This is a genomic window from Pseudomonas sp. CCC4.1 (genome assembly GCF_035019225.1).
Lineage (GTDB): Bacteria > Pseudomonadota > Gammaproteobacteria > Pseudomonadales > Pseudomonadaceae > Aquipseudomonas > Aquipseudomonas bubulae.
The window spans coordinates 1-25,526 of record NZ_JASJWL010000068.1 but is presented as its reverse complement, the minus strand read 5'-3'; the positions used below and the strand labels follow the sequence as shown (position 1 = coordinate 25,526).

Below are 25,526 nucleotides of genomic sequence, written 5' to 3'. Positions count from 1 at the left end.
AGATGTGTATAAGAGACAGATGATCGGCCATTTCTCATCTACAAAGCCGGTTTCTTGAACACGTAAAACAGATTCGGCTCGCTCACCACATAGACAGTCCCTTCATCGTCCATCGCGACGCCTTCTGCCTGTGGCACTGAGCGGGTCAGACCGTGCTTGCCCTTCTTCAGCGACAGTGTGCTGATCGGTTGGCCGTCCAGACCCAGTTCAAGCAGCAATTTCGACTCATCTGACAGTGCCAGCAAATGCCCGGTGCGTTCGTCAAACTGCAAGCTCGACAAGTCCCTTACAAACAACCGTGCATCCCGTCGCGGATTGCTCACAACATGGGTGGCATAAGGTTGCTGGGGGTTGGCTTGAGGGAAGCCGCGCACTTCATAAATCAGCATGGGGTCGCGCTCCTTGGCTACAAACAGGCGCTTGCCCACCGAGTCATAGGCCAAACCTTCAAAGCCCTTGTTGCCCGACTGATTGATCCCCAGCGTCAATTGCTCGGCATCCCGGGCATCCAGAACCCGGGTGTTGTCATCGACCTTGACCTTGATCAGGCGCTGTTGACGTTCATCGGTAATGACGTAGGTATTCTCGCCAATAAATTCGACTGCCTCGGCATCGCCGAACCCGACCAGTGCAATGCGGCGCAAGACCCGGCCATCAAGGGACAGCTCGATCAGCTCGGCTTTCTTGTTGGTCACGGTAAACAGGCTCTTACGCAATGGATCGAAGGTCAGTGCCGAGACATCATCCTCAAGCCCTTCGATGACCTTGCCCTGCATTACGGCGCGGTAGTCTCCCAGGTTGATTGCATCAGGATTGGCGGGGTGCCACATCTGGCTGATCTGGAACCAGGTCCGTTCAAACAGGCGAAAATGTTGCGCGGCAAAGCCGGCGGCCAGCAAGGCCACCAGCGTTATACAGAGAGTAAAAACGGTAGTGCGGTTGACACGGCGCATGGGGCGAACTCTAAACAGATCAGGCCAATGAAATACCACGGCTGTCTGAATTGAACCTTAAACCTCAACGGGCAACATGTCTTGCGCGGGCACGGGATTTATTTGGCCACCTTCTCGAAGCGATAAAACAGGTTCGGTTCGCTCACCATATACAGCGTGCCGTGTTCATCAATCGCGACACCTTCGGCCCGGGGAATGGTGTTCTTCAGGCCATTGAAGCCTCCGAGCAAGGTGATGAAGCTGACCTGCTCACCCAGCTCATCGAGCTCCAGCAGCATGTGCGAATCGGCCGACAGAACGAGTGTATGGCCTGTACGCGGATCGATGCTCAGGGCCGACAGGTTGCGTAGATCCAGCTCATCGCTTGGCACTTTCTGCTTGCTGCCGGTTAGCACCTGGCTACCGTCGCTCTTCCATACAAACAACTGCGGCGGACGCTCTTCACCCAGCAGCAGTTGTTGGCGGCGAGGGTCCCAGGCAATGGCTTCGAAGGCCTTGTTCTGGTTTTTCGAAGGCCCAAGGTCGTACTTGGGGAAGTCGGCAATATTCAGGGACTTGGTGTCCGCGTCGATGTTGATGATGCTCAGCATATGCTCACGCTCATCGACAATGGCCAGCAGGCCGTTCTCCATGACTGTCAGGCCCTCCGGGTTGCTCCAGCCCACCAGCGGGATTTTGCGCAGTACGTCGCCATCCAGAGTCAGTTCCACGAGAAAAGGGTTTTTACCCATCACCGAGAACAGTGTTTTGGTCAGCGGGTTATAGGCCAGGTCCGATGCCTCGTCCTTTTCCATTCCTGGCAACACCTTGGCATCAATCACCGCCCTGTAGTCAGGTAGCCATATGCTTTCGTTCTGCTCGGACGGGCTCTCAAACCGCTCCAGTACCCACAACGCACCGCGGTCATCCCAATGCATGATCCACGCGAGCCCGTAGACCAATACCCCCACCAGTAATACCCAGGAATACCAGCGCATGCTGAAACGTGAGGACCGGGGAACAGGCGGTATCAACTGTGGGTTTGTTGCCATTTGAGTGGGCTTCCGAAATGTTGGGCCAGATCTAAATATCACAAAGCGGGCTAACCAGCTGCCTCGTGCATGGCGATTATGCAGACGGAGTGTGAAATAAATGGCAAAAACGCAAAAAAATCATGCTGGCTGAGGTCCCGAGTGATTGGGCGTGTGCAAAGGCCTGGTGAGAGAGGACCATTAAACAGCCTGTAAACTTAGACTGATGACTCATCGCTCATCGCCAGAACTACTTGTCATGCAACTTTAAAGTACTCTTTCAGTAGGAACATTCTGAATAATTCAGAGACATTTATATTACTTCTGTTCGCCCTTGACACTCATACCCACAGACTCTTATCTAATAAAAATAATCGAGCCCAGCCACTTGTCAAAAAGCAAATATTTATCGCGTTAACCATGTGCGGCCAGTACTCGGTGCTGAAAGCGAGGGCCGGTCTGCGCAGACGTGTACCGTTCCCTTACATACTGGAAAGGAATCTTTAAATATGCCCTTTACCTCATGTTTCAACAAACTCCCTCCGCCCGTACTTTCAAACCCCGCAAGGCATACTGTGTGCGCGCGCGCGGCCGAGCACTTGCTTATTACAATAAACCCTTACAAGAACATGGAAGAAGGTGACCTTGTCGAGTTGTTCTGGGATGGTTGCTATGTCGCCTCGCGGCAGATTTTCAAAGCCGGTATTGGCCAGCCTGTCATGTTAAGAGTGCCAGAGAGTTTTATTCAAAATGGTACGGCGCGCCTTTACTACCGGGTGATGCATATCGGCAGCAGCCCGGTTCTTTCTGCGCAACTTAAAATATTGGTCAAACTTGACTGCCCTGGCGGCGAAGCCATTGGCGACGAAAACCAGGGCCTGGCCCCGCTTGTAATTCCGCAGCCCATCCAGCGCTACGGGGTTAACCCAAGCCAGATGAAACGCGGTGTCCCGGTGAGTATCGAACCCTATCGCAACATGGCCAACAATGACGCCATCACCCTGCTCTGGGGGGATGTACGCCTGGATTTGCCCAAACTGCGCAAAGTGGATATCGACAAACCCGTCAGCGTGTTCGTGCCCCCCCACATCATCCAGGAGGCTGGCGAAGACGCCAAGCTGGAAGTCACCTACTGCGTGATCGACCGCGTGGGCAACAATTCGCGCTGGGCACCGGCGCGAGTGCTCAAGGTAGGTGCTCCCAAGCTCTATCTCAACCCTGCCCCGAGGGAGGTACTGCACGCCGCAGAGCCCCGTTCCAACTGGCGTAACCAGGAGCAGGGAGCCAGGGAATCGTCTATCCATATTCCTAAAAGTTAGTTCTTAAAATTTTTATACTCGATTAGGGTATATGAACCGGACCACCGGACTCTCAGCTTTTATCCGCGCCGCACGAGCGGCGCTCCCATGAAACGTGAGGTAGGTATGGTCCGTAATACAATCACCCTTGTGCATAACGCCAGGGCATTGAGTGCAGCCAAGGAGCGCAACTAATGTCCAGCTTGGCCAATGCACACCTGCAAAGCGACCAGGATGTCGCGCCTCTGTTGCTGGCAGCGCAGGTTCTGCGCACCGACAACGAAGCCCTTGAAGCCGCACACACACTGGCAGCCAGTGCACGCGAACACGCGGGCAAACGCGACCAGCAACGCAAGCTGCCGTGGTCGCTCATAGAAGCCTTCACCCGCAGCGGCCTGGGCAGTATTTCCATTGCCCGCGAATTTGGCGGCCCCCAGGTGTCATTTGTGACCCTGGCTGAAGTGTTCGCGATCATCTCGGCTGCCGATCCGGCGCTGGGGCAAATCCCGCAAAATCAGGTTGGCATTCTCAGCCTGATCGCTGCCACGGCCACCCAGGCGCAAAAAGAACAACTGTTCTCCAGCGTGCTGCAAGGCTGGCGCATCGGCAATGCGGGCCCGGAACGCGGCAGCAAAAACACCTTGGACATTAAGGCCCGGATCATCGCCGATGGCGACGACTTCGCCATTAACGGTCAGAAGTTTTACTCCACCGGCGCCCTGTTCGCCCACTGGATTGCGGTAAAAGCCGTCAACGATGAAGGCAGGCAGGTCATGGCCTTCGTTCGTCGCGGTACACCAGGCTTGCGCGTCGTGGATGACTGGTCCGGTTTTGGTCAGCGCACCACCGCCAGCGGCACCGTATTGCTTAACAACGTGCGGGTGGAAGCCGAACAGGTGGTCGACAGTTCGCGTCTCAACGATGCTCCGAACATTCAAGGCGCCGTGTCGCAATTGATCCAGGCCGCCATTGACCTGGGCATTGCCCGCGGCGCCATTGCCGACACCCTGAGTTTTGTCCGCGAGCGCTCACGCCCGTGGATCGACGCCAAGGTCGAACGCAACAGCGATGATCCTTATGTGATTGCCGATATCGGCAAACTGCACATTGAACTGCACGCAGCCGAAGCCTTGTTGCGCAAAGCCGGACGCGTCCTGGACGAAGTCAGCGCGGCACCGATCGACGCCCCTGGCGCTGCCCGCGCATCGATTGCGGTGGCCGAAGCCAAGGTGCTGAGCACCGAGCTGTCGCTGCTGGCCAGCGAAAAATTGTTCGAACTGGCCGGCAGCCGCGCCAGCCTTGCCGAGTTCAACCTCGACCGCCACTGGCGCAACGCCCGGGTGCACACCCTGCACGACCCGGTGCGCTGGAAATACCACGCCATCGGCGCGTATCGCCTCAACGGCACCCTGCCTGCCCGGCATTCCTGGATCTGACCCTGGAGACACCCATGTCACTGATATCCAAACAGGTCCCGGTTATCCACAGCGATGCCGAGGCCCTGAGCGTAGCCCGTGAACTGGCGGCGTTTTTCAAACGCGACAGTGCCCTGCGTGACCGCGAGCGGCGCTTGCCGTTTGATGAGCTTGAGCTGTTTTCCCATACCGGCCTGTGGGGCATCACCGTGCCCAAGGCCTACGGCGGCGCAGGCGTGTCCAGCGTCACCCTGGCGCAAGTGATCGCGCTGATCGCTGCGGCCGATGCCTCTCTGGGGCAAATCCCGCAAAACCACTTTTATGCACTCGAAGTTTTACGGGTCAATGGCACACACGAGCAAAAGCAGCGGCTCTATGCCGAGGTGCTGGCCGGAGAGCGCTTCGGCAATGCCCTGGCTGAAATCGGCACCAAGAGTGCACACGATCGCACCACCCATCTGGCCCAGGCCGAACACGGCTACCGCATCACCGGGCGCAAGTTCTACGCCACTGGCGCACTGTATGCACAGCGGATACCTACCTCGGTTGTGGACGATAACGGCATCCAGCATCTTGCATTCGTGCGCCGCGACAGCGATGGCCTAAGCGTGATCGACGACTGGAGCGGTTTTGGCCAGCGTACTACGGGCAGCGGTTCGGTGGTTTTCGACAACGTACTGGTCGCAGCACAAGACGTGATCCCGTTTCAAAGCGCCTTCGAGCGTCCGACCCCGGTTGGTCCGCTGGCGCAGATCCTTCACGCGGCCATCGATACCGGTATCGCCCGCGCCGCCTTTGAAGACGCCCTGCATTTTGTGCGCAGCAAAACCCGGCCCTGGATTGATGCCACTACGGATATCGCCAGCGAAGACCCGCTGACCCTCAAAAGCTTCGGCCATTTGAGCGTACGTCTGCATGCCGCCGAAGCCCTGCTGGAACGTGCCGGAGCGTTTCTGGATATTGCTCAGAGCAACACCAGCGCCAGCACCGTCGCCGCAGCCTCGATTGCCATCGCAGAAGCCCGGGCCCTGAGTACAGAAATTTCCCTGGCCGCCGGCAGCACCCTGTTCGAGCTGGCGGGCAGCCAGGCCACCCTGGCCGAGCACGGCCTTGACCGTCACTGGCGCAACGCCCGCGTGCACACCCTGCATGACCCGGTGCGCTGGAAGTACCACGCGGTAGGCAATTACTACCTAAATGATGCCAACCCGCCATTGCGGGGGACCATCTGATGAGCAAAAAGAAGATTCTGATCAATGCCTTCAACATGAACTGCATTGGTCATATCAACCACGGTCTGTGGACTCATCCACGTGACAACTCGACCACCTTCAACACCCTTGAATACTGGACTGAGTTGGCGCAGCTGCTGGAACGCGGGCTGTTCGACGGGCTTTTTATCGCCGATATCGTGGGGGTGTACGACGTTTATCAACAATCGGTTGATATGCCACTCAAAGAGGCGATCCAGCTACCGGTCAATGATCCCCTGCTGCTGGTTTCGGCGATGGCTGCCGTCACCAAGAACCTCGGTTTTGGCCTGACCGCCAACCTGACCTACGAAACGCCGTATTTATTCGCGCGTCGCATGTCGACCCTGGACCACCTGACCCGCGGTCGCGTGGGCTGGAATATTGTTACCGGCTACCTCGACAGTGCAGCCAAAGCCATGGGCCTGACCGAACAGGTCGAGCATGACCGGCGCTACGATCAGGCCGATGAGTACCTGCAAGTGCTCTACAAGCTATGGGAAGGCAGCTGGGAAAACGACGCCGTGCTCAATGACCCGGCCCGGCGCATCTATGCCCGGCCCGACAAGGTGCACAAGATCAAACACGAAGGTGAGTTCTATCAGGTGGAGGGTTATCACCTTTGCGCACCGTCGCCGCAACGCACCCCGGTGCTGTTTCAGGCGGGCAGCTCGGATCGCGGCCTGGTGTTTGCCGGTCGCCATGCCGAGTGCGTGTTTATCAGCGGGCAGACCAAGGCAGCGACCAGAGCCCAGGTCGACAAGGTGCGCGCCAGCGCTGTGGCTGCGGGCCGCAACCCGGACGACATCAAGCTGTTTATGGGGATCAACGTGATCGTGGCGCCGACCGAGGCCCAGGCATTGGCCAAGCGTGACGAGTACCTGAGCTATGCCAGTGCCGAAGCCGGCGTGGCGCACTTTTCCAGCTCCACGGGTATCGACTTTGCCGACTACGAACTGGACGAGCCGATCCAGTACGTGAAGAGTAACGCGATCCAGTCCGCCACCAAAGTGCTGCAAAACAACGACTGGACCCGGCGCAAGCTGCTTGAACAGCACGCCCTGGGCGGGCGTTACATCACGCTGGTGGGTTCGCCTGCGCAAGTGGCCGACGAGCTGGAATCCTGGATTGCAGAAACCGGCCTGGACGGGTTCAACCTGACCCGCATCGTCACCCCTGAAAGCTACGTCGATTTTATCGACCTGGTGGTCCCCGAACTGCAGCGCCGGGGCTCTTATAAAACCGCTTATGACACTGGCAGCCTGCGTCAGAAGCTGTTTGTGGAAGGTGATGCGCACTTGCCGCAACGCCATACAGGTGCGGCTTACAGACACAACCCTTAACCCTTTTTGTTGTGGGAGCGAGCCTGCTCGCGAAGCTTGCAGGACTGCCAAACTTTCGCGAGCAGGCTCGCTCCCACAGGGTTCGAATTCCGACTCTTTGACTGGGCAATTATCATGAACAAAAAACACGCACTGGTTCTGGCTCTCGGGCTGTTTAGCGGTTTGCTCCACGCGGCCGACAAGCCGCTCAAGGTCGGTACCACCGCCGCGTTCGCCATTCCCCTGGAAACCGCAGTGGCCGAGGCCGACAAGCAAGGACTCAAGGTCGAGCTGGTGGAGTTCACCGACTGGATCGCACCCAACGTCAGCCTGGCCAGCGGCGATATCGATGTGAATTACTTCCAGCACATCCCGTTCCTGGAAAACGCCAAGGCCGCCGCCGGGTTCGATTTGGCACCCTACGCCAAAGGCATCATCAACAACGTGGGCCTGTACTCGAAAAAATACAAAAGCCTCGACGCCCTGCCTGAAGGCGCAACTGTTGCCATTGCCAATGACCCGATCAATAGCGGGCGTGGCCTGCAACTGCTGGCCAAGGCCGGGCTGATTACACTCAAGCCGGGCGTTGGTTACAAGGCGACGGAAGAGGACATCATCGCCAACCCGAAAAAGATCAAGATCCTGCAGGTTGAGGCCGTGCAACTGGTACGAGCCTACGACGATGCCGACCTGGTGCAGGGTTATCCAGCCTACATTCGCCTGTCGAAAACCTTCGATGCCGAGTCGGCCTTGCTGTTCGACGGCATCGACCACCCCGAGTATGTGATTCAGTTCGTGATCCAGCCCAAGAACAAAGACGACCCGCGTCTGGCCAAATTTATTGATATCTATCAGCACTCGCCAGTGGTCAAAGCTGCGCTGGATAAGACCTACGGCACTCTGTACCAGCCCGGCTGGGGAGGCTGACCATGAATGTGGCCATTGCTCGCGAGCGGCTCGATCAGCCGCAGCCCGGCGCCAACCACACCGAGCTGCACCCTGAGTTGAGCCACGCCCATGTGCGTTTTATCGGTATCGGCAAAACCTATGATGGCCGCCAGGGCCCTGTGGATGCCCTCACGGGTATTGATCTGGCAATCCAGCGCGGGGAGATCTTCGGCATCATCGGGCGCAGCGGTGCTGGCAAGTCGTCGTTGATTCGCACCATCAACCGCCTCGAACAGCCTACCCGCGGCCGCGTGCTGATCGATCAGGTCGATATCGCCAGCTTTGACGAAGACAAGCTGGTGGCGCTGCGGCGCAAGATCGGCATGATCTTCCAGCACTTCAACCTGATGTCGGCCAAAACCGTATGGCAGAACGTCGAGTTGCCACTCAAGGTGGCGGGCGTGCCCAAGCTGCAACGGGAGCAGAAGGTGCGTGAGCTGCTGGAGCTGGTTGGCCTGCAAGGCAAGCACACGGCTTACCCGGCGCAACTGTCGGGCGGGCAAAAACAGCGTGTGGGCATTGCCCGTGCGCTGGTGCACGATCCGGCGATTTTGCTGTGCGATGAAGCCACCTCGGCCCTGGACCCCGAAACCACTCAGTCGATCCTCGGTCTGCTGCGCGAAATCAACCAGCGCCTGGGCCTGACCATCATCCTCATTACCCATGAAATGGCCGTGATTCGTGATATCTGTCACCGCGTAGTGGTACTGGAGCAAGGTCGCGTGGTCGAGCAAGGCCCTGTGTGGCAGGTCTTCGGCGATCCTCAGCATGACGTCAGCAAGACCCTGCTGGCGCCCTTGCAGGCGACCCTGCCTGAAGCGCTGCGTAACCGTATTTCGGCGCAGGCACAGTCCGCACAAGCCAGCGTGATCTTGCGCCTGCGTTTTACCGGCCGGCAGGCCCAAGAGCCTGACCTGGGCGCGCTGTTCAGCGCGCTGGGAGGGCAAGTGCGGCTGCTCCACGGCGGCGTCGAACACATCCAGGGGCATGCCCTGGGGCAACTGCTGCTCAGCGTAACCAGCACTTCGCTGGGCGCCGAAGAGCTGCGCAAGCGGGCCGGACAATGGGCACAACAGGTCGAGGTAGTGGGCTATGGGATTTGATCGTTTGTGGCAGGGGGTGATCGACACCTTCCTGATGGTCGGTGTGTCGTCGCTGATCGCGCTGGTTCTGGGCATACCGCTGGCGGTGATCCTTGTCACCAGCGGCAAAGGCGGGATTTATCAAGCCCCCACACTGAACAAGGCTCTGGGTGCGTTCGTCAATCTGTTCCGTTCAATCCCGTTTCTGATTTTGATGGTGGCATTGATCCCGTTCACCCGCCTGATTGTGGGCACTACCTACGGCGTATGGGCGGCGGTCGTACCGCTGACCATCGCCGCCACACCGTTTTTTGCACGCATAGCTGAAGTCAGCCTGCGTGAGGTGGATCACGGTTTGATTGAAGCCGCCCAAGCCATGGGCTGTAAGCGCCATCACATTATCTGGCACGTACTGCTGCCCGAAGCCTTACCCGGCATCGTCGGCGGTTTTACCATCACCCTGGTGACGATGATCAATTCGTCGGCCATGGCCGGTGCGATTGGTGCCGGCGGGCTGGGTGACATCGCGTACCGCTATGGTTACCAGCGCTTCGACTCGCAGGTGATGCTGACCGTGATCGTATTGCTGGTGATTCTGGTGGCCGTGATTCAGCTGGGTGGTGACCGCCTGGCCCTGGCACTGAACAAACGCTGAGGTATAGTCGGCGGCCAGCCCTGCCGCCGACCGAGCCTGCGATGACCCTCGATGCAAAAACTCTCGAACAGATTGCCGCCACGACCCTGAGCCACTATCAACAGAGCGCCGAGGGCTTCCGTGAAGGCACCCGCGACCATGACGTGAGCCAGAACATCGACGCCCTGTTGCGTCATATTCAAGGTTCGGCGCCCTTCACTGTCCTGGATTTCGGCTGCGGGCCGGGTCGCGACCTGCAGGCTTTCACCCGCCTCGGGCATGTGGCAATCGGGCTGGACGGCACCGAACGCTTCACCCAAATGGCCCGCGAAGACAGCGGCTGTGAAGTGTGGCACCAGGACTTCCTCAAGCTCGACTTGCCCGCTGAACGCTTCGACGGCATCTTCGCCAATGCTTCGTTGTTCCATGTGCCGACCCAGGAACTGGGTCAGGTGCTGGGCAAGCTGCATGCAGCCCTGAAATCCGGCGGCGTACTGCTCAGTTCCAACCCGCGCGGCGACAACCGCGAAGGCTGGAACGGTGAGCGTTACGGGGCTTATCACGATCTGCAGAACTGGCGGACGATGCTGACGGCTGCAGGGTTTGCCGAGCTGGAGCACTACTACCGCCCGGCGGGCTTGCCCCGTGACCAGCAACCGTGGCTGGTGAGTGTGTGGCGTAAAACCCTGTAAACCTGTGGGAGCGGGCTTGCTCGCGATGCAGGCAACACGGTTTACCTGCGTGGCCGCGGTGATGCCATCGCGAGCAAGCCCGCTCCCACAAGGTGGCCTGGGTTAGCCGAAGAACCAGTAGCACACCGCAATCGCCGCCACCACGCCGGCAAACTCGGCCAGCAGGGCGCAACCCACCGCATGCCGGGCACGCTGGATGCCCACGGCGCCGAAGTACACCGCCAGCACATAGAACGTGGTTTCCGTGCTGCCCTGCACCGTGGCCGCCACCAGCGCCGGGAAGCTGTCCACACCCTGGGTCTGCATGGTCTCGATCAGCAAGGCCCGCGCCGCACTGCCCGAAAAGGGTTTGACCATGGCCGTTGGCAGCGCATCGACAAAGCGCGTATCCCAACCCAGCCACTCAACCACATGGCGAATACCGTCCAGGCCAAAATCCAGTGCCCCGGAAGCACGCAGCACACCCACCGCGCACAGCATCGCCACCAGATACGGCAACAGGTTTTTCGCGACGTCGAAGCCTTCCTTGGCCCCTTCCACAAACGCTTCGTAGACCTTGACCTTGCGCAGCGCCCCGATCACCAGAAACAGCATGATCAGGCCGAACAGCGTGAGGTTGCCCAGGATCGACGACAAGCTGGCCAGCGCCGTGGCTGACAGGGTCGCCAGCAATGCCATGAAACCGCCCAGGATCAGCGCGCCAGGCACCAGGTACGCCAGCACCACCGGGTCCCACAGACGCAGGCGCTGGACAATGGCCACCGACAGCAAGCCGACCAGGGTCGAGGCGCTGGTGGCCAGCAGGATCGGCAGGAATACCAGTGTCGGGTCCGGCGCCCCTTGCTGGGCACGGTACATGAAGATAGTGACCGGCAGCAGGGTCAGGGACGAGGCGTTGAGCACCAGAAACAGGATCTGTGCATTACTCGCACTGGTCGGGCTCGGGTTGAGCTCTTGCAGGGCACGCATGGCCTTGAGGCCGATGGGCGTGGCCGCGTTATCCAGCCCCAGGCCGTTGGCGGCGAAGTTGAGGGTGATAAAGCCCAGCGCCGGATGCCCAGGCGGGACTTCCGGCATCAGGCGCTTGAACAGAGGTCCCAGGGCCCTGCCCAGCCAATCGACGATGCCGGCTTTTTCGGCAATGCGCAGGAAGCCGAGCCATAACGTCAGGGTGCCGAAGAGCAAGATCATCACTTCGACGGACAACTTGGCCATGGCGAAGATGCTTTCCACGATCGCCGAGAAGATCCCCGCGTTGCCCCCCACCAGCCATTGGGCGAGCGCCGACACCGTAGCGACGACGAAAAAGCTGAGCCATAGGCCGTTGAGCATCAAGAAAACTCCTGGAAGATGATGCGAATGATAGCGGCCTACCCCCAGAAACAACAAACCCCGGCCAAGGCCGGGGTTTGTGGGAGTTGCGCTACCAGGCGAGGTTACTCACCTTTTGGCAGGGCTTCCTTGCTGCGCCAGTGCGGCAGCGAGTTCCAGTAGCGCTCGCCCTTGGCGTTGTCGTACATGCCTTCCCAACGGGAGATGACCAGTACCGCCAGGGCGTTACCGATCACGTTCAGGGCCGTACGGGCCATGTCCATCACACGGTCAACACCGGCGATAAAGGCCAGGCCTTCCAGCGGGATACCCACGCTGCCCAGGGTCGCCAGCAGTACCACGAAGGATACACCTGGTACACCGGCGATGCCTTTGGAGGTCACCATCAGGGTCAGTACCAGCAGCAGTTGCTGGCTGATCGACAAGTCGATGCCATACAGCTGGGCGATAAAGATTGCCGCGATGCTCTGGTACAGGGTCGAGCCGTCAAGGTTGAACGAGTAGCCGGTCGGTACCACAAAGCTGCAGATCGCTTTCGGGCAGCCGTAGGCTTCCATCTTCTCGATCACGCGTGGCAGCACGGTTTCGGAGCTGGCGGTGGAGTAAGCCAGAACCAGTTCATCCTTGAAGATACGGATCAGTTTGAACACCGAGAAGCCGAACAGCTTGGCAATCAGGCCCAGCACCGCAACGGCGAAGAACAGGATGGCGCCGTAAACCAGCAGCACCAGCTTGGCCAGAGGCACCAGCGAGGCGAAACCGAAGTTGGCGACGGTCACGGCGATCAGGGCGAACACACCGATTGGCGCGTAGTTCATGATCATGTGAGTGACTTTGAACATCGACTCGGACACGCCCTGGAAGGTTTTCACCAGCGGGTCGCGCAGTTCGGCGTTCAGGCTCGACAAACCGAGACCGAAGAGCACCGAGAAGAAGATGATCGGCAACATCTCACCGCGAGCCATGGCCGCGAAGATGTTCGATGGAATCAGGTTGAGGATGGTCTCGATAAACGCATGTTCATGCGTGACTTCAGCTGCCGTGGCTGCGTACTTGGAAATATCGACCGTGCCCAGGGTGCTCATGTCGATACCGGCACCGGGTTGGAACACGTTGGCCAGCACCAGGCCGACCAGGATCGCGATGGTGGTGACCACCTCGAAGTAAATGATGGTTTTAAAACCGATACGACCGAGTTTCTTCGCATCTCCCACGCCTGCAATCCCGACAACCAGTGAAGAAATCACGATTGGGATTACGATCATCTTGATCAGACGGATAAAGATATCGCCGGCAGGTTGCAGAACGTTACTGATCCACCAGGCCTTTTCAGCACTGAAATGGTTAAGCAGCGCGCCGATTGCAATCCCGAGGACCAGACCAATCAGGATCTGCCAGGCGAGGCTAAGTTTTGCCTTCTTCATGTCATTACCCTTACTTCAAGTGGACTCGGGCAGAGGCTCTGAATAGAGCGCTTGAAAGCGCAAAAAGCAGAAACCGCCACCCCCGTAGAAGGTCGCCCAAACCGAGCCCGAAAGGCTCTTTGGCAGGCGAAAAAAGGCGCAACTATTCCCATGCATGAGGTGGCCGTCTAATGCCGTAAACGCCTACCCTATGCCGAATCGGCATGGGTTTTGTCCGACAAGACCTCAAATCGCCCCTCCTGAGAATCCACAGAATAGACGACATAAGTGCCGTAGACCGGCTGTTTCAAGGTCTTTTTGGCTAAGGAGGGGGTGGCATTGAGCCGCTTATATCCAAGAAATATCCGACAACACAAATCAGATATAAGTCCGGGCTATTTTTCTACAAGTCGATATACGGTCGACGTTTCGAAGTGCTGTTCAGGCCACATTTGTTTTCAAAAAAATGAACCCTGATAAGGCATTACAGCCGCCGAAAGATTTTCTCCGGGCACAAAAAAACCAAGGTAGAACCTTGGCTGCCTGCATCCATGTAACCGGTTTCATGCCCCTCGGCCGCCGCCCGTTACCAGGACAGCGACCGTAGCCTTAAAGGAGGGGGCGGTCATCTCTAGCCTCGACCGCGGCGACCAAAGATAAAGGACACCACAAACATCACCAGGAACACGACAAAGAGAATCTTGGCGATGCCGGTAGCGGTGCCCGCAATACCACCGAAGCCCAGGACAGCAGCGATGATGGCGATAATCAGGAAGGTAATGGCCCAACTCAACATGGTGATTCTCCTTATTACTGTGCGAAACAGGGTGATGAGGGTGTGTCTCGACGCCCGATCAGGGCCTCAAGGTTGTGAACACTTAAAACACCCAACGTTCAGGTGCTGGTTGCGAGCGGGCGATTTGGGTTTCGTCCGAGGCTGCGAGTTCGTAACGGCCAGTGGTATCAGACACTGGGCCAAATGCCTTGAAGTGCTGCTGGGGAGCGATGTAGTGCTGTGCAGCGGCAACCGGCTGCGGTGCTTGCTCCAACCGGCCCAACTGCTGACCACCGATCAGGGTCACCGACAACGCAAGGCTGGCGAACAGACCTTGTTGCAGATGCAATGACGAAACACGCAAGTTGGAGAATTCGTGAATATTCATGTTCAAACTCCTGCCACCCGGTGGTCAATGTGAGGTTGAGCCGCTCTGTGCGACGCTCTGTACAAGGGTAATTGCAGGGGCCGTGCCAGCTTTTGACACAATAAAAAACCGTTATAAATCAATGTGTTATCTATTTGTTCGAATGGATTTGACGCGCAACCTGCACGATGCCCGGCCTGCGGGTCGGGCGTTCTGCACGATCAGGGGATACCACACGTCGCGTAGCAGCTGACTCGCGGAGCGAGGCTGCGTGCGGCGGCACAGCCGTCGCAAATCAGACACCACGGTGTGCCAGTAAAATCCGGTTTTCAGGGTTTACGACGGCTTCGCCGTCGGACGCAGCCTTGCTCCGAGAGTCAGCTGCTGCGAGAGGGATTAATTTCGACCTGCGACTCAACGCAAAAAGCCGCAAAATCAGCCAGTTACCTTATGCAGGCCAGAGCCTTCGGTGCTAGCCTCGGAATCAATCAGAAAAATCATGCAACTTGCCCGATTATTCCGACACTAACCAAGACCACATATAAAGGAACGTAGGAAATGGATTCAGCCAAAGAGCAACAGGGCCGCATTCTGCTGGTCGACGATGAGTCCGCCATCCTGCGTACATTCCGCTATTGCCTCGAAGACGAGGGCTACACTGTCGCCACCGCCAACAGCGCAGCGCAGGCCGACGCACTGCTGCAACGACAGGTGTTTGATCTGTGTTTTCTCGATCTGCGCCTGGGCGAAGACAACGGTCTGGATGTGCTGGCTCAAATGCGTATCCAGGCGCCGTGGATGCGTGTTGTGATAGTCACTGCCCACTCGGCCGTCGATACAGCCGTTGATGCGATCCAGGCAGGTGCCGCCGATTATCTGGTCAAGCCGTGCAGCCCCGACCAGCTAAGGCTGGCCACGGCCAAGCAACTGGAAGTGCGCCAGTTGGCGGCCCGGCTTGAAGCCCTGGAGGGTGAAGTACGCAAGCCCAAAGAAGGCCTCGACTCCCATAGCCCGGCCATGATGGCGGTGCTCGAAACCGCCCGCCAGGTGGCCGGTACGGATGCCAATATTCTTATTCTGGGCGAGTCGGGTACCGGTAAGGGGGAACTGGCACGCGCAATCCACGGCTGGAGCAAACGGGCGAAAAAGTCCTGTGTCACGATCAATTGTCCGTCACTGACGGCCGAGCTGATGGAAAGCGAACTGTTTGGCCATACCCGTGGAGCCTTTACCGGTGCCAGCGAAAGCACCCTGGGCCGGGTGAATCAGGCCGATGGCGGTACCTTGTTCCTCGATGAAATCGGCGATTTCCCGCTGGCCCTACAGCCAAAACTGCTGCGCTTTATTCAGGACAAAGAATACGAGCGCGTCGGCGACCCCGTTACCCGCCGCGCCGATGTACGGATTCTGGCCGCCACCAACCTCCACCTTGAGGACATGGTGCGCGATGGCCGCTTCCGTGAAGACCTGCTCTACCGTCTCAACGTGATCACCCTGCATTTGCCGCCGCTGCGCGAGCGCAGTGAGGATATCCTGACCCTGGCCGACCGTTTCCTGGCCCGTTTCGTCAAGGAATATGCTCGCCCTGCCCGCGGCTTCAGTGAGGAAGCCCGCCGGGCCCTGGCCAATTACCGTTGGCCGGGCAATATCCGCGAGTTGCGCAATGTGGTTGAGCGCGCGAGTATTATTTGCCCGCAGGAAGTGGTTGAAGTCAGCCATCTGGGCATGGCCGAACAAACGGTACCCAACGCCCCGCGCATTGGCGCTGCTCTGAGCCTCGATCAACTGGAGAAAGCCCATATCGGCGCCGTCCTGGCCACCAGTGAAACCCTGGATCAGGCAGCAAAAACCCTGGGTATCGATGCCTCGACGCTGTACCGCAAACGTAAGCAGTACAACCTGTGAGCCCGCGATGAAACTTGCGATCAAGCTGCGCACCCGCCTGTTCCTGAGCATTTCCGCGTTAATCACGGTGGCGCTGCTTGGTCTGTTGCTTGGCGTCGTCAGCGTGATGCAAATGGCGAAAACCCAGGAAGCGCTGATTCGTAACAACTTCATTACCCTCGATCTGGGCCTGAAACTGCGTCAGTCGCTGGGCGATCAGTTGGTGATGATGCTGCATAACCAGCCAGATCCCGAAGCGCTGAAGTCATCAGCCCGGGAGTATTTGAAGCTGCTCGACGAGGGCATCGAGCATGAGCGTAAAAACAATCTGCATAGCGGTTTTGCCCAGGCCCGGGAGGATTACAGCAGTTTTTTGCTGGCCTTCAACAAGGCCAGCGACGCGCAACTGAACCTGAGCAATGACAAGGATCTGACCAGCCGCTTCAATCAACTGCGCAACGGTCTGATTACCGAACACCGTCGTGCGCTCGACACCATATATGCCGCCCAGGCCGCAGCCCGGGATCGCGCCTTGGTCGTCGCCGCCTTGCTCGGCCTGGTCGGCATTGCCGTGCTGATCATCGGCTTTATCACCGCCCACGGTATTGCCAGGCGTTTTGGTGCCCCGATCGAGGCGCTGGCCAAGGCCGCGGATAACATTGGCAAAGGTAATTTCGAAGTGGTGTTGCCGCTCTCCTCGGCCACAGAGATGAACCTGCTGACGCGGCGCTTTGGGATTATGGCCGAGGCATTGCGCCAGCATCAGGCAACCAACATCGATGAGCTGCTGGCGGGCCAGCAGCGGCTGCAAGCGGTACTCGACAGTATCGATGACGGGTTGTTGATGATCGATCAGCAAGGCCGGCTGGAGCACTTGAACCCCGTCGCACAGCGCCAGCTGGGTTGGGATGAAGGGCGATTGGGGCAGTCGCTGGGTGAGGCCTTGCAACGTCCGGAACTCGACCAGCAACTGCAAACAGTACTGCGCGGAGGCAGTCTTGAGCGCTTGCCGGAAGACTTGAGCGTCGACATTGAAGGCGAAACCCGACTCCTGACCTACAGCTTGACCCCGGTGAGCCAGCCCAAGGGGCCTATCCTCGGCGCCGTCATGGTGCTGCACGACGTCACCGAGCAGCGTGCCTTTGAGCGGGTACGCAGCGAGTTCGTGTTGCGGGCCTCCCATGAGTTGCGCACCCCCGTCACCGGCATGCATATGGCGTTCGGGTTGTTTCTGGAGCGATCGCGCTTTGATCCCCAGTCACGGGAAACCGACCTGCTCAACACCGTCAACGAAGAAATGCAGCGCCTGATGCAGTTGATCAATGACCTGCTGAACTTCTCCCGCTATCAAAACGGCATGCAGAAGCTGACGCTGGCCCCCTGCAGTGTCGAACACATGCTCGAGGACGCCCGTGTCCGTTTCGCCGACCGTGCGCGGGTAAAAAATGTCGAGCTGCTGGTGCAGCTGCAACAACCGCTACCTGAGTTGCGGGCCGATCAGGCCCAGTTGGAGCGGGTGCTGGACAACCTGCTGGACAACGCCTTGCGCCACACCGCCAGTGGCGGGCAGATCTGCCTGCAGGCCAGGCGCCATGGGGAACGGGTGATTATCAGCATCGAAGACAATGGCGAAGGCATTGCCTATAGCCAACAAGGGCGGATTTTTGAGCCCTTTGTGCAAGTGGGGCGCAAAAAGGGTGGCGCCGGCCTTGGGCTGGCACTGTGCAAAGAGATTGTGCAACTGCATGGCGGGCGCATTGGGGTGTATTCGCGTCCAGGGCAAGGCACACAATTTTACATGGCCCTGCCATTGCTCTAGCTCATCAGTGCTTTTGCGTGTTCAGTACTTTCAAAATGGCCGCACTTTCAGCATCCGGAGTGCCATCGTATCGCGAAGGCCTGAAATGCATCTGGAAGGCGGCCAGAACGTGACGAGTGGCGACATCCAGCTCTCCAGTTTGCGGGGTTTCGTAGCCCAGAAGCGCCAGTTGCTGCTGGAACCAGGTGATGCTTGGCAAGTTGCTGGCGTACAGCGCTTGCTCCCGGGCTACGGCCCGGGCGTTTGGCCAGATGCCAAAGCCAGCGTCGGCCAGGCGCTTCCAGGGAAACAGCGGGCCCGGATCCAGCTTGCGCAAGGGCGCGATATCGCTGTGGCCAATGATGTTGCGCGGGTCGATCTGATAGCGGGTTGAAATATCTTTGAGCAGTGCGATAACCGACTGGACCTGACCCTCTGTATAGGGGTACCAGACTCGACCTTCGGGCGTATCGCGAAAACCCTTGTTGACGATTTCAATGCCGATGGAGCTGGAGTTCAGCCAGGTGCGGCCCTTCCATTGGCTTTCACCGGCGTGCCAGGCGCGCTGGTTTTCATCCACCAGTTTGTAAATGGTCGGCGGAGTATCCCCGACCAGGTAATGGCTGCTGACCGGACCGCGGGTTAACAGCTCCAGGGAGCGCTCCAGCGAGGTTGAGGTGTAGTGAAGCACCACAAACTGCACGCGGCTGTCGTGGTTGATCGAAGGATGACTGGTGTCCATGCGCAGACCGTTGCTGCAACCGGCCAGCAGGGCAAGGGACAAGATCAGGGCGGAGAATTTCATGGGCGAGAACAACACGACTGAGCAATTAATAGGCAAGCATACCTTACCGCCCGTGTCGTGCAGCTGTACCGGATGAAGACAAGGGCTGCGACCTTGTAAACACCAACAGGGTCGCAGCCTTCGTAAGGTGATTTATTTGCCGCACACCAGGTAAAAACTCATCGATGAATCCCCGGATGGCCCGTTGGCACCCAGCATCAAGCCTATAACATTCACTTCGGATCGGGTCGGTTTGCTCGACAATTTGGCGATGCCATAAAGGGTATGTTCATAGCTTGAATTGTCGTAAGTCGATGCCACACAAAATTTTGGCTCCTTTTGAAAGGCATCGGGCATCAGATTAACTTTATAACTGGCTGCATAATCGGGTTGGCTGGAGTATTCAATACTTTCAATCCAGTGCGGCGATTGTGCGGCCAGTGTTCCATCCTTGTTAATAGAGGCCGAATAGATCGGGGTTTTAGTGGCTGCACTTACCGAAACAGAGCCCGTGATCAAAAAGAACACAGGTAACAAGTAAATCAATATTTTCATACACTACCTTTTACGGCCGTACACCGTACTGGCTTTATACCGGCTGGCTAGAGCCTGCAGTGCCCGGCGGCATTGTCGATGGGGGTTTGATAATGAGATGTCTACAGTGCCGTCGTTACTTGTCGGGTAACCAAACCGGTCTGTTATTTTATATAAGTCGCCCACTCACAACCCGTCAAGAAAGCCGCGAGGGAATCCGTTAATTAATTTTAAATACCGACAGGGACTACTTGCTGTCTAGAAAGTAACTACATAAAGCGACAAATAAATATCAAGTTTCAATAGTCGCTGCTTGAGGCTCCACGCAGTTACGTCCACGCCGTTTGGCCCGATACAGTGCTTCATCAGCCCGTTTAAGCACATGGTCACTGCGATCACCCGGCCTGAACGCGGATACACCGATAGACGTGGTGATGGTCACGGGTTCGCCCTTGAAGTGGAACGGACAGGCCTGGATTGCTGCCCGCAGCTTCTCGATCAGATGCAAACCTGCGCTCAACGGCGTATCGGGCATCAGTAGCACAAACTCTTCGCCACCAAAGCGGGCAATAAAGTCGGTCGGCCGCAGATGCTTGCGCAATTGGGTGGCAATGATCTTGAGCACCTTGTCGCCCGCCAGGTGGCCATAACCATCATTGATACGCTTGAAATGATCGAGGTCGAGCATGGCAATCAGTAGAGGATTACCGTTTTTTTGCCACTGATCGACTTCATATTGCAGGCGTTCGCCCCATGCCGCCCGGTTAGGCAGATCGGTCAGGGGGTCTATCAGTGCTTTTTGGCGCTGTTCTTCAAGATGCTCGCGATAGCCCTGGGCCTGCTGTTCCATGCTCGCGATACGCTCGGCCAGCCCCTGGAGGTGGGCCGAGACCTCCTGTTCACGGGCGATGCGCTGCTGCTGGTGCTGGTCCATCGTGCCCAGCAGTCCTTCGAGACGATTCTCCAGCAGGTGCTTGAGGCTGTTAAGGTCAACGGCGTCCTGCACGCTGTTTTGCAAACCGTCCACATGTTCGCGCAGCTGGCTGTGCAAGTCGTCGGCGGCGGATCGACCCTCGGCATGACCCTCGCTGGCCGCCTGGAGGTTGTTCTGAAATGACTCCAGGCGCTCATTGAGCTGTTTGAGGTAAGCCTCGAATTCATGCTGGCCGCTGTCAGTGATGGCCAGCATCAAAACCGCAAGATCGTCGAGGATCGGCAGTAATTCGTACCAGTTGAGCCCTTTTTCCAGACGCCGGCACATGGCCTCGGCCTGTGGCCTGTGGTGTTCAGGCAGCGACAGGCCGCTCAACAACCCGAGCAGTGTGGACTCAATGTGCTCGGCCACGCTGCTGTAGGTTGGCTCGGGGGCATCAGGCAGGGCATAGACAGCATCGACTTCGGCCAGCTCAGTCTGTTCGTCGAGCGGCGACTGCTCAACGAAATCCCTGGCTTGATCATTTTCGGCCTCAACCATCGCGACCACTGACTCAAGTGCACCGCTGGATGCATGCTCTTGAGCCTCTTGAGGTACCGAAGGGGACGGCTCGGCAAGCGCCTGGGCGTCATCGTCAGCCGTAGCAACGGGCGGCAAGGGCTGTGGTTCGGCTTCAACAATTACCGGTTCAGGCTGAGGCGTGGGTACTGCCGGCGGCTCGGCAACATGCGCTGGGACCACACTGTTCGGCGCAGCCGGTCGCGGCGCCTGAGTCTCAACCGGAATCGGAACCACAGTCGCTTCGCCAAGTGCCTTTTCAGCGTCTTGTGCACCAAATAATCGCTGTAACAAGCCCGGCTTGGGCGGCTGGGCGTCATTGAGTTGCGGCGCCAGTGCCTGCCCTTGCAAGTGACTCAGCTCATCAAGCAGCAGCGGTATTTCTCGGGCGTGCGTCACCCGGTTTTCGAGCTGTTTGGCATAGGTCTTGAGCGGCTTGCTGACCTCACGGGGCAGTGGCAGGGCCTGCAGTTGGGTGACCAGCGTATTGAGCGCTGCGCTGACTTGCTCAACCCGGGTTTCACGTCGCTGCTCGGAGTCGAGCACGGCTTTTTCAAGGCGCGGCAGCAAGGCGGCAAGGGCGGCGTCCATCTCATTGGTGCGCACCGCTTCGCGCATTTCTTTCATGCATTGGTCGACCGTGCGGTCCGTGCCCTCAGCGGCCAGGGTGCTACGCACCAGGCCACGGCGCAGCAAGTCGAGGCGGGCATTCCAGCGGCGCTCAAGCTTGTCTTGCAGCTCCACGCTTTTAAGGTATTTCTCTTTCCAGCGCGCGGCCTCGTCCCTCATGCCTTCGCCCCGTTGTCAGGCGGGCGCAGCGCGATCTGGGAGTCGACGCCGACAGAGCCTGGCAGACGGATATCGACGGCTACCGGCAGATGGTCCGAGATAGGCTGATCCAGTACCTGGACGCGCTCAAGGGTCAGGCTTGGGCTGAGCAAAATATGATCCAGGCAACGTTGCGGGCGCCAACTGGGGAAGGTGGCCTCCATTTGCGGCGCCAGCAGCCCGAGGTCCCGCAGTGGCGAGGTGTGCAGCAGGTCGTTGGCATGGGTGTTCATGTCGCCCATCAACACCTGGTGCTGATAGTCGCCAATCAACTCGCGTATATAGGCCAGCTGCCGGGTGCGGGTTTTGGTTCCCAGCGCCAGGTGCATGACCACGACCACCAAAGCGTCGGGGCCTTCACCAAAGCGCACCAGAATCGCACCACGCCCCGCAGGGCCGGGCAAGGGATGATCTTCAATCGCGGCAGGGCGCAACCGGCTGAGCACACCATTACTGTGCTGGGCCAGACGCCCTAGATTGCGATTGAGTTGTTGATACCAGTAGGGAAATTCGCCCTGCTGGGCAAGATACTTGACCTGATTGATGTAGCCAGAACGATGGCTACCACCGTCGGCCTCTTGCAGGGCGACCAGGTCGAAGTCGCCGAGCAGGTCACCAATACGCTCCAGGTTACCGGCCCGCCCCTTATGGGGGAGCACATGCTGCCAACTGCGGGTCAGGTAATGCCGGTAACCCTGGGTGCTGTTACCCACCTGGATATTGAAACTGAGCAGTCGTAAACGTCGATCATCCGGCATCCCGCAGGACGCCAGATGATCTTCGTTGATCTGCGGCTCATGCAGACCAACACTTCGCTCGCCTTTCCAGCGGAGCATGGGCGAGGGCGCCGCTTAGTTTTTTGCGCCCGCTGCGCGCTCTTTGGCGATCAGCTGGTCGGCCACGCTCAAAGCGCCTTCAGGGCCACCGGCAGTGCCCAGGTCGAAGCGGTACTTGCCGTTGACGACCATGGTCGGTACGCCGGAGATTTGATAGGCCTGTGCCTTCTTCTTGGCGTCTTCAACTTTGCCTTTGACGGCGAACGAGTTGTAAGTGCTCAGGAACTTGTCTTTATCGATGCCTTCACCGGCCAGGAAATCAGCCATTTCTTCTGGGGTTGCCAGCTTCTTGCCGTCGTGGATGGCCTGGAACACGGCTTTGTGAACCTTGTTTTCAACGCCCATGGCTTCAAGGGTGATGAACAATTGGCCATGAACATTCCAGATCCCGCCAAACATGGCAGGGATACGCACGAAGCTCACGTCGGCGGGCAGTTTTTCTGCCCAGGGATTGATGGTTGGCTCGAATGCAAAGCAATGCGGGCAGCCATACCAGAACAGCTCGACCACTTCGATCTTGCCAGGCACAGCAACCGGAACGGCGCTGCTCAGCTCTACATATTGTTTGCCCGCTTCAAGCGGCTCGGCAGCTTGAGCGGTCATGCCAAACAGGCTGGCACTGACGAGAGCGGCGCTGAGAATCAGATTACGCATGCTTTACTCCTGGACAGATAAGGTCATATCAACGTGACCTGTATTCAGACAGGTCCATGCTGGCTTGAGTTCGATAGTGTAACTGTAGACGCGATGCAAAAGGGCAGCCGAAGCTGCCCTTTGAGGTTCACATTCAAGGATTAAACGATCGTTAACGTGACCTCTGGTATCAAGACCTGGCCCCGCCGACCGTACAGACCTTAGTGCAGGCCTTGAATATAGCTGGCCAGCGCCTTGATGTCCTTGTTGCTCATTTTGGCCGCGATGCCGCGCATGATCATCGAGTCACCATCGTTGGTGCGGTCGCCTTCACGGAAGTCTGTCAGCTGTTTCTCGATATAGCTGGCGTGCTGGCCGCCCAGGTGCGGGAAGCCGGCAGCGGCAAGGCCCTGGCCGTCTGGCGAGTGGCAGCCGATGCACGCTGGCATGCCTTTCTCAAGGTTGCCACCACGGAACAGGGCCTCACCCTGGGCTACCAGGGCCGGGTCAGCAGCGCCAACCGAACCTTTCTGGCTTGAGTAGTAGGCCGCGATGTCGGCAAGGTCCTGATCGTTCAGGTTCGCCAGCAGGCCGGTCATTTCCAGCACCTGACGCTTGCCGTCCTTGATTTCATGCAACTGCTTGAGCAGGTAGCGATCACCTTGCCCGGCCAGCTTGGGGAAGTTTGGGGCCATGCTATTGCCGTCCGGACCGTGACAAGCGCCACATACAGCGGTTTTTGCCTGACCTGCAGCAGCATCACCTACCACAGCGGTGCTAGCAGCCTGGGCAATACCGCTGACGCCCAAGGTCAACAGCAGACTCACGAGTAATTTGTTCATCAGCTAATCCAACTACGGCTAAGGGTTAAAGAGTTATGGGCCGGGCTCACTCGCTTATCCACTGTAGGACAGTTCGGTAATCCTCGACACTGCAGTCCATGCACAAACCACGCGGCGGCATCGCCTTGAAACCCTGGGTCACATGTCGTACCAGCGCCTACATACCTTGCTCTTACCTTGGCCTATTAGCTGACCAGCATGGCAGACAATACAAACGCGGTTGTACACGGCTTCCGGATCCTGTGTAGCCTGAATGCTGTAACGTGGCATCAAGACACCGTCACCAGCAGTCATAAAACGACCTTTTCAGGGTTGGGAGCCTGCTGCGTTCTAATGCGCAACCTGGGTTTTTTGCTCCCGTGTTCTTCATCCTACGCTGGGACAAAGCGCACACAAAATCTGCGGCATTATATACTGGCGTCACTGAAACGGAAACGACACGCTCGCCGCGTCCATTCCTGACGCCGCTCACATCGGAAATCCCATGCAACTCAAGAACCCCATTCTCGGTCTGTGCCAACAGGCCACCTTCATGCTCAGCGCTGCCAAAGTCGATCAATGCCCCGATGACGAAGGCTACGAAGTCGCGTTTGCCGGGCGCTCCAACGCCGGCAAGTCCAGTGCACTCAACACTTTGACCCACGCCAGCCTGGCGCGCACGTCGAAAACTCCGGGCCGCACTCAGTTGCTGAACTTCTTCCAACTGGACGAAGAACGTCGCCTGGTCGACTTGCCAGGTTACGGTTATGCCAAGGTGCCGATCCCGCTGAAATTGCACTGGCAGCGCCACCTTGAAGCATATTTCGGCAGCCGTGAAAGCCTCAAGGGTGTGATCTTGATGATGGATATCCGTCATCCAATGACCGATTTCGACCTTTTGATGCTTGATTGGACCGTGTCCAGCGGCATGCCTATGCACATTTTGCTGACCAAAGCCGACAAACTGACGTACGGCGCTGCAAAAAATACGCTGCTTAAAATCCAGTCGGACATTCGCAAGCAATGGGGCGATGCCGTCACCATCCAGTTGTTCTCCACGCCAAAGCGCATGGGCCTGGAAGAGGCGTACACCGTGCTGGCACGCTGGATGGAATTGCCGAACAAAGGCGAAGAACTGGTTGAAGCTGACGAGTAACAAATCGCAGGCAAAAAAAACCCCGGACTTCGCATGGGGGGAAGGAGGTCCGGGGTTCAAGTACTGAACCGCTAGGGCGGGGTTCAGGTATCTGCCAACACTTAACACAACATTAGGAGCTTTGAAGGGCTTCACCACCCATTCAATAAATCTGAGTGGTGTTGGCAGATTTAGTTCCGGGAGCTTAAAAACTCTTTGGAATAAGTTAGTGTGGGAGCGGGCTTGCTCGCGATGGCATCAACGCGGTCATTGCGACAGACCTGTCTCTTATACACATCT

At 58.0% G+C, this 25,526-nt stretch carries 23 protein-coding genes and 1 pseudogene; 11 read left to right on the top strand and 13 right to left on the bottom strand.

The window, feature by feature from the left end; genetic code table 11:
* Positions 1 to 38: 38 nt before the first annotated feature.
* Together QN377_RS19955 and QN377_RS19950 are read right to left on the bottom strand one after the other, a co-directional pair.
* A complete protein-coding gene (locus tag QN377_RS19955; protein ID WP_095017896.1) occupies positions 39 to 953 on the bottom strand; it encodes an SdiA-regulated domain-containing protein in 915 nt (304 codons plus the stop codon).
* A 98-nt stretch (positions 954 to 1,051) separates the two neighbouring features.
* Positions 1,052 to 1,984 carry an SdiA-regulated domain-containing protein gene (locus QN377_RS19950; RefSeq protein WP_094999655.1) on the bottom strand — a complete coding sequence of 311 codons (933 nt, stop codon included), beginning with the start codon at positions 1,982 to 1,984 and terminating at the stop codon, positions 1,052 to 1,054.
* 488 nt (positions 1,985 to 2,472) lie between these two features.
* Between QN377_RS19950 and QN377_RS19945 the strand changes: the two genes are divergently transcribed.
* From QN377_RS19945 to QN377_RS19910, 8 genes are all read left to right on the top strand, one after another.
* Complete coding sequence (locus QN377_RS19945) at positions 2,473 to 3,282, top strand: hypothetical protein (protein WP_095031551.1); 810 nt, start codon at positions 2,473 to 2,475, stop codon at positions 3,280 to 3,282.
* 173 nt (positions 3,283 to 3,455) lie between these two features.
* Positions 3,456 to 4,697, top strand: coding sequence for an SfnB family sulfur acquisition oxidoreductase (locus QN377_RS19940; RefSeq protein WP_095017895.1), 1,242 nt, complete (start codon positions 3,456 to 3,458; stop codon positions 4,695 to 4,697).
* 14 nt (positions 4,698 to 4,711) lie between these two features.
* Entirely contained in the window at positions 4,712 to 5,908 is a 1,197-nt protein-coding gene (locus QN377_RS19935; protein ID WP_095017894.1) for an SfnB family sulfur acquisition oxidoreductase, read from the top strand.
* Positions 5,908 to 7,269: an LLM class flavin-dependent oxidoreductase gene (locus tag QN377_RS19930; protein WP_095017893.1), complete on the top strand. Its 1,362-nt coding sequence runs from the start codon at positions 5,908 to 5,910 to the stop codon at positions 7,267 to 7,269. Before QN377_RS19935 ends, QN377_RS19930 begins: the two co-directional genes overlap by 1 nt.
* 114 nt (positions 7,270 to 7,383) lie before the next feature.
* Positions 7,384 to 8,175, top strand: coding sequence for a MetQ/NlpA family ABC transporter substrate-binding protein (locus QN377_RS19925; RefSeq protein ID WP_094999660.1), 792 nt, complete (start codon positions 7,384 to 7,386; stop codon positions 8,173 to 8,175).
* Positions 8,176 to 8,177: 2 nt separating this feature from the next.
* A complete protein-coding gene (locus QN377_RS19920; RefSeq protein ID WP_094999661.1) occupies positions 8,178 to 9,299 on the top strand; it encodes a methionine ABC transporter ATP-binding protein in 1,122 nt (373 codons plus the stop codon).
* A complete protein-coding gene (locus tag QN377_RS19915) occupies positions 9,289 to 9,933 on the top strand; it encodes a methionine ABC transporter permease (RefSeq protein ID WP_094999662.1) in 645 nt (214 codons plus the stop codon). The genes QN377_RS19920 and QN377_RS19915 overlap by 11 nt, the downstream gene beginning before the upstream one ends.
* A gap of 41 nt (positions 9,934 to 9,974) precedes the next feature.
* Positions 9,975 to 10,604 (top strand): class I SAM-dependent methyltransferase, encoded by a 630-nt coding sequence (locus QN377_RS19910; protein WP_095017892.1) that lies wholly within the window; start codon positions 9,975 to 9,977, stop codon positions 10,602 to 10,604.
* A 102-nt stretch (positions 10,605 to 10,706) separates the two neighbouring features.
* Here the strand turns inward: QN377_RS19910 and QN377_RS19905 are convergent, their stop codons facing one another.
* The 4 genes from QN377_RS19905 to QN377_RS19890 form a co-directional block, all read right to left on the bottom strand.
* Positions 10,707 to 11,936 (bottom strand): nucleoside recognition domain-containing protein, encoded by a 1,230-nt coding sequence (locus QN377_RS19905; protein ID WP_094999664.1) that lies wholly within the window; start codon positions 11,934 to 11,936, stop codon positions 10,707 to 10,709.
* A gap of 104 nt (positions 11,937 to 12,040) precedes the next feature.
* Positions 12,041 to 13,360, bottom strand: a complete 1,320-nt coding sequence (gltP, locus tag QN377_RS19900; protein ID WP_094999665.1) for a glutamate/aspartate:proton symporter GltP — start codon at positions 13,358 to 13,360, stop codon at positions 12,041 to 12,043.
* Positions 13,361 to 13,970: 610 nt separating this feature from the next.
* Entirely contained in the window at positions 13,971 to 14,135 is a 165-nt protein-coding gene (locus QN377_RS19895) for a DUF1328 domain-containing protein (protein WP_019828122.1), read from the bottom strand.
* Between the two features lie 82 nt (positions 14,136 to 14,217).
* A complete protein-coding gene (locus QN377_RS19890) occupies positions 14,218 to 14,502 on the bottom strand; it encodes a hypothetical protein (protein WP_094999666.1) in 285 nt (94 codons plus the stop codon).
* Between the two features lie 537 nt (positions 14,503 to 15,039).
* Here QN377_RS19890 and algB point away from each other — a divergent pair.
* Both algB and QN377_RS19880 read left to right on the top strand, forming a co-directional pair.
* The gene (algB, locus tag QN377_RS19885; RefSeq protein WP_094999667.1) at positions 15,040 to 16,386 is read left to right on the top strand and encodes a sigma-54-dependent response regulator transcription factor AlgB; all 1,347 of its coding nucleotides are present in this window, start codon (positions 15,040 to 15,042) and stop codon (positions 16,384 to 16,386) included.
* Positions 16,387 to 16,393: 7 nt separating this feature from the next.
* The gene (locus QN377_RS19880; protein ID WP_094999668.1) at positions 16,394 to 18,184 is read left to right on the top strand and encodes an ATP-binding protein; all 1,791 of its coding nucleotides are present in this window, start codon (positions 16,394 to 16,396) and stop codon (positions 18,182 to 18,184) included.
* 4 nt (positions 18,185 to 18,188) lie between these two features.
* On the opposite strand, the gene QN377_RS19875 is transcribed toward QN377_RS19880, so the two are convergent.
* The 7 genes and pseudogenes from QN377_RS19875 to QN377_RS19845 all read right to left on the bottom strand — a co-directional run bounded on the left by QN377_RS19875 (position 18,189) and on the right by QN377_RS19845 (position 24,406).
* A complete protein-coding gene (locus QN377_RS19875) occupies positions 18,189 to 18,968 on the bottom strand; it encodes an N-acetylmuramoyl-L-alanine amidase (protein WP_094999669.1) in 780 nt (259 codons plus the stop codon).
* Positions 18,969 to 19,100: 132 nt separating this feature from the next.
* On the bottom strand, positions 19,101 to 19,502 hold the full coding sequence (locus QN377_RS19870; RefSeq protein ID WP_094999670.1) for a hypothetical protein: 402 nt from the start codon (positions 19,500 to 19,502) through the stop codon (positions 19,101 to 19,103).
* Positions 19,503 to 19,773: 271 nt separating this feature from the next.
* Entirely contained in the window at positions 19,774 to 21,762 is a 1,989-nt protein-coding gene (locus QN377_RS19865) for a diguanylate cyclase (RefSeq protein WP_322213861.1), read from the bottom strand.
* Positions 21,759 to 22,637: an endonuclease/exonuclease/phosphatase family protein gene (locus QN377_RS19860; RefSeq protein ID WP_094999672.1), complete on the bottom strand. Its 879-nt coding sequence runs from the start codon at positions 22,635 to 22,637 to the stop codon at positions 21,759 to 21,761. The genes QN377_RS19865 and QN377_RS19860 overlap by 4 nt, the downstream gene beginning before the upstream one ends.
* Before the next feature lie 15 nt (positions 22,638 to 22,652).
* Positions 22,653 to 23,291, bottom strand: coding sequence for a thiol:disulfide interchange protein DsbA/DsbL (locus tag QN377_RS19855; protein WP_016782754.1), 639 nt, complete (start codon positions 23,289 to 23,291; stop codon positions 22,653 to 22,655).
* A gap of 200 nt (positions 23,292 to 23,491) precedes the next feature.
* Entirely contained in the window at positions 23,492 to 24,112 is a 621-nt protein-coding gene (locus QN377_RS19850) for a c-type cytochrome (protein WP_094999673.1), read from the bottom strand.
* Between the two features lie 46 nt (positions 24,113 to 24,158).
* Positions 24,159 to 24,406, bottom strand: a pseudogene (locus tag QN377_RS19845) (c-type cytochrome).
* A gap of 190 nt (positions 24,407 to 24,596) precedes the next feature.
* Between QN377_RS19845 and yihA the strand changes: the two are divergent.
* Positions 24,597 to 25,247, top strand: coding sequence for a ribosome biogenesis GTP-binding protein YihA/YsxC (gene yihA / locus QN377_RS19840; protein ID WP_094999674.1), 651 nt, complete (start codon positions 24,597 to 24,599; stop codon positions 25,245 to 25,247).
* Positions 25,248 to 25,526 lie beyond the last annotated feature (279 nt).

Excerpts from the sequence above, each read along its gene's own strand:
- QN377_RS19905 (WP_094999664.1), bottom strand. The coding sequence starts at position 11,936 with ATGCTCAACGGCCTATGGCTCAGCTTTTTCGTCGTCGCTACGGTGTCG.
- QN377_RS19865 (WP_322213861.1), bottom strand. The coding sequence starts at position 21,762 with ATGAGGGACGAGGCCGCGCGCTGGAAAGAGAAATACCTTAAAAGCGTG.
- gltP (WP_094999665.1), bottom strand. The coding sequence starts at position 13,360 with ATGAAGAAGGCAAAACTTAGCCTCGCCTGGCAGATCCTGATTGGTCTG.
- QN377_RS19925 (WP_094999660.1), top strand. The coding sequence starts at position 7,384 with ATGAACAAAAAACACGCACTGGTTCTGGCTCTCGGGCTGTTTAGCGGT.
- QN377_RS19955 (WP_095017896.1), bottom strand. The coding sequence starts at position 953 with ATGCGCCGTGTCAACCGCACTACCGTTTTTACTCTCTGTATAACGCTG.
- QN377_RS19945 (WP_095031551.1), top strand. The coding sequence starts at position 2,473 with ATGCCCTTTACCTCATGTTTCAACAAACTCCCTCCGCCCGTACTTTCA.
- QN377_RS19875 (WP_094999669.1), bottom strand. The coding sequence starts at position 18,968 with ATGAAATTCTCCGCCCTGATCTTGTCCCTTGCCCTGCTGGCCGGTTGC.
- QN377_RS19895 (WP_019828122.1), bottom strand. The coding sequence starts at position 14,135 with ATGTTGAGTTGGGCCATTACCTTCCTGATTATCGCCATCATCGCTGCT.
- QN377_RS19910 (WP_095017892.1), top strand. The coding sequence starts at position 9,975 with ATGACCCTCGATGCAAAAACTCTCGAACAGATTGCCGCCACGACCCTG.
- QN377_RS19890 (WP_094999666.1), bottom strand. The coding sequence starts at position 14,502 with ATGAATATTCACGAATTCTCCAACTTGCGTGTTTCGTCATTGCATCTG.
- QN377_RS19935 (WP_095017894.1), top strand. The coding sequence starts at position 4,712 with ATGTCACTGATATCCAAACAGGTCCCGGTTATCCACAGCGATGCCGAG.
- QN377_RS19870 (WP_094999670.1), bottom strand. The coding sequence starts at position 19,502 with ATGAAAATATTGATTTACTTGTTACCTGTGTTCTTTTTGATCACGGGC.
- QN377_RS19880 (WP_094999668.1), top strand. The coding sequence starts at position 16,394 with ATGAAACTTGCGATCAAGCTGCGCACCCGCCTGTTCCTGAGCATTTCC.
- QN377_RS19940 (WP_095017895.1), top strand. The coding sequence starts at position 3,456 with ATGTCCAGCTTGGCCAATGCACACCTGCAAAGCGACCAGGATGTCGCG.
- QN377_RS19860 (WP_094999672.1), bottom strand. The coding sequence starts at position 22,637 with ATGCTCCGCTGGAAAGGCGAGCGAAGTGTTGGTCTGCATGAGCCGCAG.
- yihA (WP_094999674.1), top strand. The coding sequence starts at position 24,597 with ATGCAACTCAAGAACCCCATTCTCGGTCTGTGCCAACAGGCCACCTTC.
- QN377_RS19855 (WP_016782754.1), bottom strand. The coding sequence starts at position 23,291 with ATGCGTAATCTGATTCTCAGCGCCGCTCTCGTCAGTGCCAGCCTGTTT.
- QN377_RS19930 (WP_095017893.1), top strand. The coding sequence starts at position 5,908 with ATGAGCAAAAAGAAGATTCTGATCAATGCCTTCAACATGAACTGCATT.
- QN377_RS19950 (WP_094999655.1), bottom strand. The coding sequence starts at position 1,984 with ATGGCAACAAACCCACAGTTGATACCGCCTGTTCCCCGGTCCTCACGT.
- QN377_RS19850 (WP_094999673.1), bottom strand. The coding sequence starts at position 24,112 with ATGAACAAATTACTCGTGAGTCTGCTGTTGACCTTGGGCGTCAGCGGT.
- algB (WP_094999667.1), top strand. The coding sequence starts at position 15,040 with ATGGATTCAGCCAAAGAGCAACAGGGCCGCATTCTGCTGGTCGACGAT.
- QN377_RS19915 (WP_094999662.1), top strand. The coding sequence starts at position 9,289 with ATGGGATTTGATCGTTTGTGGCAGGGGGTGATCGACACCTTCCTGATG.
- QN377_RS19920 (WP_094999661.1), top strand. The coding sequence starts at position 8,178 with ATGAATGTGGCCATTGCTCGCGAGCGGCTCGATCAGCCGCAGCCCGGC.